Below are 14,416 nucleotides of genomic sequence, written 5' to 3'. Positions count from 1 at the left end.
CCTTTCATCTGGGGGCCTCGATGAGTCTTCATATTCCGCCCAACTTTGAATAATCCGGAAATCATCACCTGGAAGGCTTTCTTTCTCCGGATTTAAGAGGCGCTTGATTTCAAATAACGATAACATAGTAACTATCACCTCTTATGATTCTGTAAAATTTGTATGGTTACGCCCGCCATCGCGGATCCCTCTCTTCTGTCCAAATGTGCGTGTCAGGTTCTGGTTCCGTTTGAACTGGAAGAGGCGCTTCACCTGCATGCTGACCTGCCCGATCGGCACTCCGAACGATGTAAACCAGAGGATATTCTGCAGATATCCGGGGATCGCGTTCCCAGTAGCAGTCGGGATAGCCTGGTCATAGCTGGCTGCGATCATCTCAGAAGACGCGCCCGAGGCGATCGCAAGGGCTGCCTTAAGGCCCAAGAGCGCTAGATAGTAAATGGCGCAAAGGACCATGGTCTGATTAAGGACCTCACGCCTTTGTGCAGGCATCAGAAAGGCTACGATCACGCCAAGAAGCCACATGATCCCGGACAAGGGGCAGATGATCTTGGTTCCAAAGGCGGCAAAATTACCGATCGTGAACAGAGCAAGTCCCAAAAGCAGCAAGGGGAGCCCAACTGCCTTCAGGACTTCGAATACCTCCCGCTTACTCATGTTCTGCTTGTAAGTAAGTGGTGTTTTCCTGTTTTCAGACATTTGTTTTCCTCCTTTTAGATGATGTTCTGTTCTTCTCTCACAGCGTCATCCACTTCTTCTTTGAGAAGCATAGTGATCGTGCCGATCACGGACAGAAGCAGCATGAAAAACCAGGTGTTGCTGGTCAGGACATATAAAAAATTACTGACCGCATTCATATTGAAAGCAATAAAATCGCTCATGACTGGTTCCTCCTTTCCATTCGGAATAGTTCATATTCTTTAAATAGATTGCGAGAAAAGGGAACGAACAGAACCAACTCTCTGCTACATAGAAATAGCAGGGATTTCTCCCTGCTATACTTAGAAATTGCAAACGCCCTCAGACTGTTTTCCTGGCTCGAAGACATACTTCCAGTTTTCATTCTTACGGATATCCTTATCCTTCATTTGAAGTGCTGTCGTAATCCTTACCGTGACATGCGAAAGGCTATTTCGCCCCCTACTCTCAATCCATTTCTCGACCGCATTATATAGCTTTTTAGCCGTATCAACATTGGGGGCAATATAATTCAGTTCGTCAGTGACCTTACAGATCTTTGAGCATTTACTGCTGAAATCTGTCTGGGTATAGTTCATGCATTCATACTCGATATACATTCTCTTCCCATTTTTATCGGTACAGATGATATCCGGGATATAGGATACTCCCGTAGAAATCTTGATAGGATTCTTACGGTTCCTTTCATTAACGGATCTGAACTGCCGGCTCTCCCGGAGCATTTCAGCGATAAACTTAATTCCGTATCCATGGTTGCAGTTGTCATGCTCTGCCATGATCTGATCCATTTCAGACGGTTCTGGTGCGGACTTGAACTTGTCTTGGAACACCCTGCTTCCCATGGCTGTGAGCTGGTATACGTACAGCTTCGCCTTCAACGGGTTGCTGATCGGTTCTTTATTGACAAGCTGCATGTTGAAGAGCTGCCCGATCGTCATGCGGATCCTGGACTGTTTATAATCCGGATGTTCCTCCAAGATCTTCTTCTCAATCTCGTTATAGACGGATAGTCCCTCTTTTCCGATGACCCTAAGGATATCCCAGGAAATGGCATCCATTTTGTTTTCGTATTCCTTCAAGTCGATCATATGGGCTTTTTTCGCATTCTCCCTACGCTCCCTGCGTTGCTCCACCTGCTTGCGGGCAGGGGTTATGGGAATGCTTTTCGGTGTGATCTGGATACTTGCATTCACTTCTGCCGCTTCCTCTAGTGCCAGATTTTCCATTGCATCCAAGTCAGCGTCCTCTTCTACGATGAAGGAAAGGTTTCCCCTATCCGCTTTTTTTTGTTCTTCTGGTGTCAGTTTTTTTACAGCTTCCTTCTTCATTTTTTCTTCCTGTACCTGCTTTTCAAGTTCATCCCTTGAGATAGCCACGCCTGACGGTCTTGTCATAAGAACTGAGATCTGATCTTGTAGGCTTTCGACCTGCTCACGTCTTGTTTCAGATATTTCCATGATCTTCCGCATAAAATCCTTACGGGTCTCAATATATTTAGTGAAAACTTTTTTGGCTTTCCCAATGAGCTCATTGACAGGAACGGAGCTCCAAGAATAATCCGTCCCAAGTACCATCTCCTTCGGATCCTTAGCAAGGATGCTCTCACAAAGCTCGCGGATGAGTTTTTCCGTTATCTTGAAGTCCTCTTCACGTTTTTCCCATTGCTCCTGCTTTTTAGACAACTGCTCCTTAAGGTCCTGGGCCATTGCGACAGCGACATGATATTTTGACAGTAAGATATCTTTTTCGTTTTCCACTTTATCACTCCTTAGTTCCCATTGATTTCCTGGTCGATATATTCCTCCGGGGTCCAGGCCCGGATATCAGAAAGGTCGATGCCCCGGATCTGCTCCCCCGTGGCTACAATATTCTGCGTGATCAGTGAAAAATTGTCATATACCCGGTCTTTGTCCTGGAGCGCCTTATTCGCAGTCTCTAAGTCGTTTTCAGAGACAGAAGCGGACATGTTCTGGAGATAAACCGCGATATCATCACGGATCCACTCGACCATCATGTCTCTTATCTGTGAATACTTAGAATCCACCGTAAGCGCATCAGTTTTGATGGAGAGGTCTTCCACCTCATCAAGAAGCGCCTCATATTCCGTCGCTAGGTTCATAGGTTCTTCCTGCCCTGCTTCCATCCGATAATCGAGAAGCAGGACCCGCTCATATAAGACACGGCATTGCTCGTACTGCACGAGTATTGTTTCATAATTCTTTTTTTTTCGTATATCAGAAACACTCATCTGCTGTGCGTAAATCTCTCCCGATGAATCATACTGGTATTCTGTCACAAGTACGCCGTATATCAAAAAGACCAGGTATATGCACCCTGCGATCAATAGAATATTGATGATACGGGTAGACAGTTTCCACCGTTTCTGCTCCAAAGCAGCGGTATCTTCCTTCAGTTTTTCATCCAGCTCCAGGTCCTTTTCCGACCATTTGGAAGAGTCTTGCGGTTCATAATAAGACTCAGCCACCTTTCCATTCTGTTCCTGTGCTCTGGGAGCTGGGGATACCTGCTCCATAGACATCCTGGAAAGCAGATTATTGTTTTTCTTCAAAATCCAGTCCCTCCTCTTCTTCCCTCTGGCTTTCCGGGATCGTGCAATTATTGATGTATTCAATATGGTACGGTACGATTTCCATCGTGGTCACCTTTTTCCGGTATGTTTTGCCGCATCTCGGACAGATGATCACCTGATCGGGGGTACGGACCTGGATTGCCCCATTTATGTAGATCGTTGAATTCATTCTCAGTGACTGCGCACATTCCAGCGCCCTTTCCCCGAATACCTTGACCCATGGATAATCCGTTCTTTTGTCTGGCCCGTCCTCCCTGATCCGCCTGATCCTGTTAGTTGCAAGCTGAAACTGGCATTGCCTCAGATGTGTCTCGGTCTCATAGTATTCCGGGGTCCGGCATAACGTCCCAAATATTTTGATATCGTTACTGACTTCGATCAGTGTATCAAGATACCTCTCTCTTTCCTGTTCATCCAAGATGGGCTCGTGGATCTTTGTGCAAAAGATTGGGTCAATATATATGGAAACCGCCTGTTCTTTTACATATTCATAATTACAATCCGGTTCTGGACATATGAAAGTACGGGGTATCTCTTTCGTACAAAGCGTGCCTTTGATCATGATAAATTCTCCAGCACTTACGTTAGAAAGGGAGTGTCTTATAAGCTCCTCGTTTCTGCTAAGTACCCGGATCAGATCCGACCGGATGAGTCCCTTTAGGAGATATTCTCTATTTGCATAGGATTTCCTGACAGTGAGAAGCTGGATCGCGCAAAATATATACTCATCTGTTTCTGGATTTTTACTGAGCCTTGGGTCCTGCGCCACCATACCTGTTAACGTAACTGTGTTTTCCCGTGCCACTTCGATACCCCCTATTCGTAATACAGATTCGCAAGGCCAGTCAGGGCGTTAAAATCATTCTGAAACAGCTCTTCAAAACCGGACACGTCGTCCCCGTTTTTTAATCCCTCGGTGTAAAGCTCCATATTATCGTTGGCTGTTTCCATAGCCAATATGACCTTCTCCCTGTCATCGCCCCTATAAAAGGACGGTTTTGTCACTGTTACGGACTCCAGTACGTCTGCCATGATTTCAAGGCTCTTCTCTGCCATCTGGATTTCGTTTTCATAGACAGAGCCCTGTTTCATGTTCTGGATCATGCTCATACGAGTAGTGAGTTGGTTTGTGTACACGGTAATCTGCTTATTGATATAGATAGAATATTCCGCCGCTGACATGCTGTTCTGTGTCGAATACACGCCTTTATCTGCCGTGTCAGGACGGACTGTTTCAAGTGCGCATCCGGAGCAACTTAGCGTTATAGCCAGCGCTGTCATACCTGCGAGCATATGTTTAAGTCTCATCTAATCCGCTCCTCTCTCTTTTCTCTATCTGTAGTATGCTTAAAAGCAGAAAGAGACCGCCTAAACGGTCTCTTGCCTTATAACAATCGTTCATGTTTTTTACATAATTTTGTAATTTAGCTTTTTTATCAGTAACCCTGGAAGCTGGATCTGCTCTATATTCCTCGAAAGTCGAATATCCAACGAACTTATCTCTCCAGTTTCTGCATCATGCACGATAACCGGCCTACCATCCTCAGATATAAAGGGCTTCAAGATTTGTCGGATACGATCCACCATATCCCGTGTGATCGTACTGATGAAATATGGATTCATTGCCAGCGTGCATGGATAAACGGTATGGATAAAGAGTTTATAAGATGTCTCCTGGTTTCTTTTTTCATACTCGACATTACCAAAAACTTTTATTATTTTCCCTTCTTCAAGGATTTTGGAAAATTCCCTGTACTTTTTAGGGAAACAGATGACAGGTACTTCCCCGGTCTGATCCTCCAGAGAAAAGAACGCCATAAGGCTGCCATCTTTCTTTGTCTTTGCCTCTCTGAAATCTGTGATGATCCCTGCATAACATCCAAAACCTACGGAGATATTCGCAAGCGGCATTACAGTTCCCGATCTATAGAGAAAACCATACTGCTCCATGGGGTGGCTGGAGATGAAAGTCCCCAGAACCTTTTTCTCTTCTTGGAGTTCATTGTCGTCTTTTGCGCTCTGCCTGATCTGCATCTCGTAAATTTTACCAAAATACGGGACTGCTTTTTTCTTTTCGGACTGGATTTTTTTTGCAAGCTCAGGAAGGGTCGCCAATAGCGATTTCCTGCTATAACCAAATGGATCAAAGGCTCCTGCTTTGATAAGCTTTTCTGTGACGCCCTTATTACTATGTTCCCGGACCATATAGTCCTGAAATGACTTGTACTCCCCGTTTTGGGACCGATCAATAACAATCCCGGAAGCTGCGCTTGCAATCCCCTTGATCCCATTCAGTCCAAAACGGATCCTGTCTCCGTCTTCCTCAAAAGTGGCCTTGGATCGATTGATGTCTGGTGGGAGGATCTGAATCCCCATCCGCTTACATTCAAATAACAGTGATGGCTTCTTGTCATCCTCTGAGTGGTTTAAGCAGGCACAGAGGTACTCTGTCTTATAATGGTACTTCAGGTATCCCGTTATATAAGATATCTTCGCATAAGCTGCGGCATGAGATTTATTAAATGCGTATTTGGAAAAATCAACAATGGAGTCCCAATAAGCAACTGCATCTTCCATGGATGATCCCTTTGCAGTCAATCCTTCAACAAATCTGTCTCTATATGTCTGGAACGACTCCACCTTCTTTTTGGACATGTACCTCCTGATGATATCCGCTTCTTCCAGCGAGAATCCGGCACACTTATGGAAAATGTCCATGATCTGCTCCTGATAGACGGGATAGCCGTAGGTAGGCTCCAGGATTTCCTTCAACTCTTCCACAATATACCTCGGTGCCTCTTTTCCGTGCTTGATCGCTATCATGTCCGGGATATACCGCATCGGCCCGGGGCGGTAAGCGGCAACGAGGAGGATCAGATCTTCAAAGGAATTAGGTTGAAAATCCCGTAGCATCTTTCTCATACCCACGCTTTCAAACTGGAAAACAAAGCCGGTATCCCCTTTCGCGAATAAATCATTAATGATTTCCGTTTCGAGCGGCAGCCTGTCCGGATCTAGTGTCCTGCCTGCGTTCTTCTTAACTCTTCTGAGACATTCCGTTATAATGTCCAAGTTGGTAAGCCCAAGGAAGTCCATCTTCAGCAAATGGAGTTCCTCCGCTTCAACCATGTCGCACTGCACGGCCCAGATCTTTTTTTTCGAATTATACATAAGAGGGATATGGTCCATCAGCGGTTCCTGGTCTCCGATGATCACTCCTGCCGCATGGACCCCAAAGCTCACCGTGCAGCCCTCTAAGAGAAGCGCGCGCTTCAGTATGACTTCATAATCCTTGTCAGGCCATAATAGGTCAAGAAGGTCAGGGACATCCTTTAGTTTGATACCCGGTTGGTGCGGAATAAGACTGGAAATCTCGTTCCCTTTGGCTATTACTTCCCTATATTTATCTTTATTTTTGACGAGTTTCCCGTGTTTTTCTATCGCTAGTGAGGTAGCTGCATAAAAGACTGCATTTTTTGCCCCCAAAGTCATATTAGTACGGATGTAAGCGACAGAATTCGTTCCGTATTTTTCCGTGGCATAAGCAATGACCTTTTCTCGAACCTCATTGCTATAATCTGTGTCAATATCTGGCATGGTTACTCTATTACGATTCAAGAACCTTTCAAATTTAAGTCCGTATTTCAATGGGTCCAATGTAGTGATGCCAAGCAGATAATTGACAAGAGATCCGGCTCCGGAACCACGGCCAGGCCCAACATTGTAGCCGATATGAGACGAGTCCTCCTTCGCCAACCCGCGTGCATAGCTCACCAGGTCTGCCACAATGAGAAGATAATCGGCAAAGCCAAGGTCTATGATCGTCTGGAGTTCATACTCAAGGCGGTCATAGGCTGCAAAGCCTTCCGGGTATCGATCAGGTATCGTCTGATAGACCATTTCTCTAAGAAGGGCCGCACTATCAGCACTGGCATTCCCGTCTTGCAAATACTTTGGATAATGATACGTATCAGGGAGTTTAAAATTGCATTGATCTGCGATTGCCTGGATACCCTCCATCGCCTCCTTTACAGTATCAGGACCTAGTATTTTTCCTAATGCCCCTTCAAGCTCCTCATCGCTTTTTAAATATAATTCTTTGTCCGCAGCCTCAGGAGCGGCATATTTAGAAAATCGTATCGTCTGTAAAAGGCTTCTTGTCGCCGCTTGTTCCTTATCAAGGAGGTGTACATCGTTTGTTGCAACGACCGGTATGTTTGCCTCCTCCGCAACCCTTGCCAGTATTGGCATGACCTCTTTTTCAGTTTCCAGCCCATGATACTGCAACTCTATATAAAAATCATCCCCGAACCGTTTTTGGTACCAATACGCTTCAGCAAGGATCAAGGAATAGATTTCCTCTTTACTTTTCAACGAAGAAGAAATTTGAGAAATCTCACCGATGATTTTTTTGTAATGGTCTACATCTTTCTTCTCTTTAGACAATTTCTTTGTCATCTCGGTCTTCTCTCTACGTAGGGAAGCTAGGCTTTTCTTGACTTCTGGCAGCTCGTCGTTCGCTTTTCTGGTGGCTTCCATCTCCGTCTTAAGAAGAGCTGCTGTCTGTTTATATACCTCGTCCTCTTCCCCTACTTCAGCTTTTAATGTTTCCAGACCACGAAGGCGAGTCTTGTAATTTTTTTTAGCTAAAGCCTGTATGAGATCTTTCCTAGCTTGACCTTCCCGGATCCTTTTCTGAAGTTCCTGTGCCTTTTTCGTCGTTTCGTTATATGCCAGCATGCGTTCTTCGCCATATTCGGCTGCTTCTTCCTTAAGTTTCTTGATCTTTTCTTTCTTTTTTACTTCGTCAAGGTACACGCCTGCCAGGATGCCGCTCACGCACGCACTCAGTGCGATCACATTCCCGTGACCAAAGCACTCGCAAAGCAGATCCCTATCCATAACAGGAACGAAAGTGCCACCATTTTTTTCCTGTTGTTTGTTTGCTATGGTCATGGCCCTTGAAATTTCCTGATAACCAGTATAATTCTTGGCAAGAAGCACAAGGTGCCTCCTCTGCTTAGATCCGACATACGCTTCGACACCGGGGATTGGTTTTATCTTGTATTTTTCACATGTATGGATAAAATCAATCCACCCCGTACATGTCCCGTGGTCGGTGATCGCAGCTGCCTGCGCCCCCATCTTGGCTGCCTTTTTGACATATTCCTCGATCTTAAGAGGAGAATCCAAAAGTGAATGAACCGTATGGTTATGTAAAAAAGCATATGCTTTTACTGTATCTGCCATCTTCAGTCCTTCCTTCTATAAAGTTTTACAATAGTATGCTGGTTGATTAGAGAGTTTTCAGTTTTTGGGCAAACAAAAAGACAGGTACTTCCTGTCTCTTTGTTGGCCTAAGCAAACGCACTATATTTCCGGACTGCTTCCTCAAGCACTTCCTGCGGACTCAATTCCGTTCCTCCATGCTCCATATAGATTCGGAGTAAGTCTCTGTAAAGCGACAGAAGTGCGTCAGAAATTTCAGCTTTTGAAATGGAATGCTGAGCCTGGAATTCCTCATCCGGCATCAACATGATCTGATAGCGTGAAAAGATCGTGCAAGACATCTTCTCAATGGCTTTCCCTTGGATCATCCAATCCAGAGTCTCCCGATCCCTCATCATCTCCTGCCAGGGCCGACCACTAGCATCATAGGAGATAAGATCCCCCTTACGGTCTTTCAGGAATTCCCCTTTATCTGGTTTCTCTTCTAAAATGCCATTAACATTCTTGATCCGTGGGTAGGTCCTAAATCCAAGCAACTCTTTTTCTTTGCCTGAAAGAATTTTCTTTTTTCCTTTTTTATCATTGGACTTCTTACTGGCTTCAAAGTCTGATCCACGACCGGACAGATCCGCAAGCGCACAGACTGCCTCATAGTAGGTCAACCCACTCCAAAGGAGGATATCCAGAGAAGAAAAGTCCCGATCACAGCCGCCTGCGTAACAATGGATCCGCCCGCCCTTGTTTGGCATGCCAACACAGGACCCAAGATGCCTGTCATGGTGTTCCGGATTAGGACATAGCATCTCATAGACACTGCCTCTTTTGTGCATTTCCAATCCAACATATTCCGCAGCCTGCATGGCACTGACTTCCCTTTTTAAGTCCTGTACATCTTCTTGCTCAAAATAGTAGGCCATTCTTTCTTCCACTCCTTTCTTCGTCTATCTAATTCGATCATAGAGTGGAATTTATCAGGAATAATAACTGTCTGGCTGCTATCCATCAGATCCAACTGTGCCGCCTCACTCATCCTCGCTTTTATTGTCTATATTTTCAGAATTATCTTCATCACTGGAAGCTTCCGATGTATCTATTTCCTCATTTTCTTCTCCACTTGAGTCCTCACCTGACTTGTCAGGAGACTGATCTGTATTCGAGTCTGCTTCGGCTTCGGTGTCCTTTTTAGAAACTGTTCCTCCAAATAGGCTACTATCGGCTGAGTTTCCTGTAGCTGCAAAAAAGCTGATCCTGTCCCCATTAAGAGAATCGAAACCAAACCCCGAATAATCAAAATATTCCATTGATACCATATCGCCGCTTTCGTCAAGGATCTTCCTTGCTTTTTCCGTGACTTTGATAACGCCAGATGGTTCCATGGTATCTGGATCCGCAACCAGTAGATCCCCGTCAGCGGTAAGTCCATAGATAATCCCTATATATTCTCCCTTCTTACTATTGAAAAGTGAAACAGCAACGCAGTTTCCATCCTCTGTAACCGCTTCTTGTACAAATAGCAGGTCGTTCAAAGTGTTACTGTTCATCATAAAACGGCTTCCATCGGAAGGATCATATTTAGGTAAGGTGATATCTATGATCGTGCTCTCCTTGGTATCAGGATCCGCATCGATTGCCATCATACTAGTGGCTGTTATGAAACCTGCATCCGGCAGGATTGTCGCCAGGATCTCCGTTGCCCAATTACTGCCGCCGTAAAAAGTAAATCCGAAGAGATTGAATGCAACAGTCTTCTCAAGGGGCTCTTTATGAATTTCTACCATATCGCCGCTATGTACTTCCCATACATTTTCTTCTTCCCGATAAGGTAGCAGGGAATGGATTCCATTCTGTACCCGATATGCATAGTTACCCTCCTCTTCCGGGAATTGTGCATATCCAGAAAAGCCACAGAATCGATATCCGTTCAATGTCTCTACCACACTTCCATAAGCTTTAGAGGCATAATCATCTGCCCATAAGATCACATTGCCGATCTTATAAGGCGTGCCAAGACGGTTTCCTTTCGCTTCATCATCGTTCTTTTGCTCGTTCTCCAGCAGTTCATCAGGCTGCAAGGGATCCGTGTCGCTGACATGGACCTCATAATAATCTGTCGCACCATCCTGATCGCTATCAATTCTCCACGGGTCTGTCCCCAGAGAGGTCTCTTCAGAATTTTGGATCCCATCTCCATCAAAGTCCTCGTCAGGATTATCCCTCAGTACATTGTTGGACGACCGTACAGCAGCTGTGTCATAAGTAATATCTGGATTGTAATCCTGCGAATCTTCTGCTTTGTCCTTCATAAACACCCCGGGGGCATAGATAAAGATCACGATCATAGAAATAAGGATCGTAATAATGGACATCCGTCTTGTGCGCCTGCGTTTTTCAGGCGTGATTGTTTTCCCCTGTATGTCATACACGGGCATCACAGTTCTTTTCTTCCTTGTTCTTTTCTCCCGGGCCTGTGAATTCTGCTCCAGGACCTGCTTTAACCGACTCATAAACCTGCCTCCTTAGCTTTTTCTATTAAATAGATTGAAAGAAACAAAAGTGGAGGCTGACATTTGAGCAAGAATCTGTCAGGGAATCACACAAACTATCTAAGAGGAATAGTTTTAGCGGAAAGGAGGTGCGGCAACCCCTACCTCTCATAATTAATTAAGTGGGAATATTGCCGCAAATTTTAATGAAAAAGAGAATTCTGAAAATCCTCAGTGTATTATTTGCACTGGGAGCTTGTGTATGCCTGTATTTCGCTTTTCAAATCTTTCGAGATTATGAAGATGGAAAAGAGAAATACGAAGATGTTAAGGAAACGTACACGACGGAGGAGCCGGCAAGTGACGAGCCTTTCTCTATAGACTGGAATGCGCTCCTTGCGGCAAACCCTGATGTTGTAGGCTGGATCCGAATGGATACTGGGGCGGATTATCCGGTCGTGCAGGGGGACGACAATTCTTACTACCTTAGAAGGGACTTAAGTCGTTCCTATAATATCAACGGTTCAATTTTTATGCACTGTGATAATAGCCCGGACTGGTCGGACAAAAACACGATCGTGTATGGACACCGCATGAACAATGGGACTATGTTCGGAAACAACCTGCTTTACAAGGAAAAAAAATATGCCCAGCAACACCCCTACTTCTATATCTATGTGCCGGACGGCTTTTATACATATCAGATCTGCCACGTCATGCAGGTAAAAGACGGGACGGAGCCCTATGAACTGAATCTCGGCACACCGGAGATGTTCCAGGTGTATCTTGATGATATGGAAAAGCTGCAGATGTATGACCTTGGTGTACCTGTCACCTCGGATGATCAGTTAGTCACATTATCCACTTGCACAGTTGACAGAGCCCATAGGTTTATCATACAGGGAAAGCTTACAGCATTTACAGACAACAATGGAAACACCGTGACAGTAGATGAGCTCCTTTCCGGCGGGCAGGCTGCTGTTGAGTCTGAATATTGACCGGTTAAATAGAGATATAAAAAGATGAAGCGCTTAACTTTAAAGGTTTAGCGCTTCTTTTTTCATTTTATTTTAGAACGTCCCTCATATATTGCTGCAGGTTTGTCCTTCTTTGTCCTGAACGGTCTGTCTGGATCGCCTGCTCCATGGCATGTCTTTCGTTCAGGATGATGACTTGCTTTTTGGCCCGTGTCACGGCTGTATAAATCAGGTTTCTTACCAGCATAGTCCTCGGTTCTTCCGGCATGACAACGATCACGTTTTTAAATTCCGAGCCCTGGCTCTTATGGATCGTCATTGCATAAGCCAACCGCATATCGTCCATGATATCCCTTGTGATATGCATGGATATGCCCCGGATCTCCACATCAAGCCCGGACTCCTGGATATCCTTTACAATCCCTATATCCCCATTATAATAATTCCTGTCCGGGTCATAATTATTATGCATCATGAGTATCTTATCATTCTTCCGGAACTGGATGGATCCATAGGTCAAGCCCTTTTTCCCGGGGTTCAGTAGGCTCTGTCCAACAATATTGATGTTGTTGACTCCGGACACACCTTCCCTGGCGGGACATAAGACCTGTGTCTCAAAAGGATCGAATGGATTATAATACTTAATCAACAGTTTTTGTACCTGGTCCAGTGTTTCTTGTGGACTGTCCGTCTGGATAATCTGGAAATCGGGTGCTTCACTCAAAGATGAAAGCCCACGATTGATCATCAAAGCATTTCCTATGATGCTGGAATCTCCTTTCTGCCGGAACACTTCGTGCAACATGCAAGTGTCGATCGCATTCCCTGCTGAAGCAAGCAAGTCATGTAGGATGGACCCTGCCCCGACACTTTCCAACTGATGGATATCGCCCACTAGTAGTATCCTTGTTTCAGACTTAGCTGCCCGGAGCAATTTATCGAAGAGCCATGTATCCATCATGGACATTTCATCGATCACGATAAAGTCTGCTTCAATCTGGTCGAATTCATCCTTATGGGCAAGTTCATTTCCATAAGGTCGGTAATCCAGTAGCCTATGGACGGTAGTTGCTTCAAATCCAGTGGCCTCGGACATCCTTTGTGCTGCTCTGCCTGTAGGTGCGCATAGCTTAATGATCCCTTCTGGGTGCATCTTCCGATACGCATAAATGATTCCCTTGATCACCGTTGTTTTACCGGTTCCCGGGCCTCCGGTCAAGATTTTAATCCCTCCTTTAGAGAGAACACACTGGACGCCACTGCGCTGTTCATGGCCGTATTGGATCTGGCATTCATTCTGGACTATATCAACAAGCCCATCAAAATAGGTTGGATCGCTATAATGGCTGGCGAGCGTAATACGTTTGATGTTGTCAGCAATACGTCGCTCTGCCTGATTGATCAATTTTCCATATACGATGGACGTCTGACTGTTTCCTCCGAACACGATATCGGATCTCATGACCGGCAGCATGGCAGATAATCGTGGTTTACCTGGGTAGGCATCCGTGGAGACCTTCCTTTCGAACAGACGAAAAAAGCTTTCTTCCTCGATCCAAGTATGCCCATTATTTTCCAATGTCTCCAAGACATCCATGGTTGCCCGATGTATCCTGCCCTCAAATTGGCTGGATAAGTTTTCTGTCTTGGCCAGCTTGTCACAAATTGAGAAGCTGATCCCTAATGCTTTCCCGGCTGCGTATGGGTCCTTATGGAATTCTAAAATTGCCTGGTCCCCCCACTTTTTAATGCCCTTCAGGATTGCCGCATATGACACGTGATAGGGGGCGAGGAACATATAGAGCTCCCGCTCTAATACCGTCCGCTTTATCGTATTCACCATATGTTCGATCACCTGTGCAGACAGTCCTGTTTCCTTCTGCAGTATTACCGATGCATCTTTTTTCTTGACAAACTCGAAAATGTCCGCACCATGGTTCTTTACGATATCTACTGCATCCGCGTATTTGACACCTTGAAATGAATTCCCTGCAAGGAATTCAATGGTCAATGCTTCCTCTGCAGCTGCTTCTTCGATATCTGTCACCATAAATTCCCAGCCGTAGCCTCGGTCCGCCCCTGTCACAAAATGCCCAGTCATACGTATCGGCGTATTGAGCGCGTAGAACGGGACAACTGTATGAGTGCCGTCACAAGAAACGGTATACCAGGTTTCGGCATTCTGTGTCACACGATTCTTTCTTACGATCTTCCGCGAGTAGAATTCCTCCAAAAACAAATCCTGCTTTGTACATACTCTAAAAAAACAATTGCCTGTCTTTTCGTTCCTCCATATATAACCGTTAAAATATCCATAGAAAACGGAATCACCGTTTTTTTGAATTGCCAGGTCATTTTCACTGGCAAAACTCCTGTCATGTGACATTGTCATCCTCCTCTCATCCTAAGTTGTATCTGACCATAGAATGTCGATTGAA

Annotated in this window: 11 protein-coding genes; 1 reads left to right on the top strand and 10 read right to left on the bottom strand. The window is 45.2% G+C overall.

The annotated features are described in order from the left end of the window. Positions 1-141: 141 nt before the first annotated feature. The 9 genes from Q5911_RS02490 to Q5911_RS02450 form a co-directional block, all read right to left on the bottom strand. Positions 142-699, bottom strand: a complete 558-nt coding sequence (locus Q5911_RS02490; RefSeq protein ID WP_303180713.1) for a hypothetical protein — start codon at positions 697-699, stop codon at positions 142-144. 14 nt (positions 700-713) lie between these two features. Beyond that, positions 714-881 carry a hypothetical protein gene (locus Q5911_RS02485; protein ID WP_303180712.1) on the bottom strand — a complete coding sequence of 56 codons (168 nt, stop codon included), beginning with the start codon at positions 879-881 and terminating at the stop codon, positions 714-716. 120 nt (positions 882-1,001) lie between these two features. Continuing rightward, positions 1,002-2,456 carry a hypothetical protein gene (locus Q5911_RS02480; protein WP_303180710.1) on the bottom strand — a complete coding sequence of 485 codons (1,455 nt, stop codon included), beginning with the start codon at positions 2,454-2,456 and terminating at the stop codon, positions 1,002-1,004. An 11-nt stretch (positions 2,457-2,467) separates the two neighbouring features. Continuing rightward, on the bottom strand, positions 2,468-3,268 hold the full coding sequence (locus tag Q5911_RS02475; protein ID WP_303180709.1) for a hypothetical protein: 801 nt from the start codon (positions 3,266-3,268) through the stop codon (positions 2,468-2,470). After that, complete coding sequence (locus Q5911_RS02470) at positions 3,252-4,094, bottom strand: single-stranded DNA-binding protein (protein WP_303180708.1); 843 nt, start codon at positions 4,092-4,094, stop codon at positions 3,252-3,254. The genes Q5911_RS02475 and Q5911_RS02470 overlap by 17 nt, the downstream gene beginning before the upstream one ends. Before the next feature lie 11 nt (positions 4,095-4,105). Continuing rightward, positions 4,106-4,597 (bottom strand): hypothetical protein, encoded by a 492-nt coding sequence (locus Q5911_RS02465; RefSeq protein WP_303180707.1) that lies wholly within the window; start codon positions 4,595-4,597, stop codon positions 4,106-4,108. Between the two features lie 99 nt (positions 4,598-4,696). Then, on the bottom strand, positions 4,697-8,539 hold the full coding sequence (dnaE, locus tag Q5911_RS02460) for a DNA polymerase III subunit alpha (protein WP_303180705.1): 3,843 nt from the start codon (positions 8,537-8,539) through the stop codon (positions 4,697-4,699). A gap of 107 nt (positions 8,540-8,646) precedes the next feature. Continuing rightward, positions 8,647-9,180: a hypothetical protein gene (locus Q5911_RS02455; RefSeq protein ID WP_303180704.1), complete on the bottom strand. Its 534-nt coding sequence runs from the start codon at positions 9,178-9,180 to the stop codon at positions 8,647-8,649. Positions 9,181-9,540: 360 nt separating this feature from the next. Then, positions 9,541-11,022 carry a hypothetical protein gene (locus tag Q5911_RS02450; RefSeq protein WP_303180701.1) on the bottom strand — a complete coding sequence of 494 codons (1,482 nt, stop codon included), beginning with the start codon at positions 11,020-11,022 and terminating at the stop codon, positions 9,541-9,543. Between the two features lie 185 nt (positions 11,023-11,207). Here Q5911_RS02450 and srtB point away from each other — a divergent pair, with 185 nt between their 5' ends. After that, entirely contained in the window at positions 11,208-11,999 is a 792-nt protein-coding gene (gene srtB, locus Q5911_RS02445) for a class B sortase (RefSeq protein WP_303180699.1), read from the top strand. A gap of 67 nt (positions 12,000-12,066) precedes the next feature. Here srtB and recD2 read toward each other — a convergent pair whose 3' ends face one another. Next, positions 12,067-14,364, bottom strand: coding sequence for an SF1B family DNA helicase RecD2 (gene recD2 / locus Q5911_RS02440; protein ID WP_303180697.1), 2,298 nt, complete (start codon positions 14,362-14,364; stop codon positions 12,067-12,069). Positions 14,365-14,416: the final 52 nt, after the last annotated feature.

It is taken from the genome of Lachnoclostridium phocaeense, from assembly GCF_959599685.1.
Classification (GTDB): domain Bacteria; phylum Bacillota; class Clostridia; order Lachnospirales; family Lachnospiraceae; genus Claveliimonas; species Claveliimonas monacensis.
This window is presented reverse-complemented; position numbering and strand designations above follow the sequence as displayed.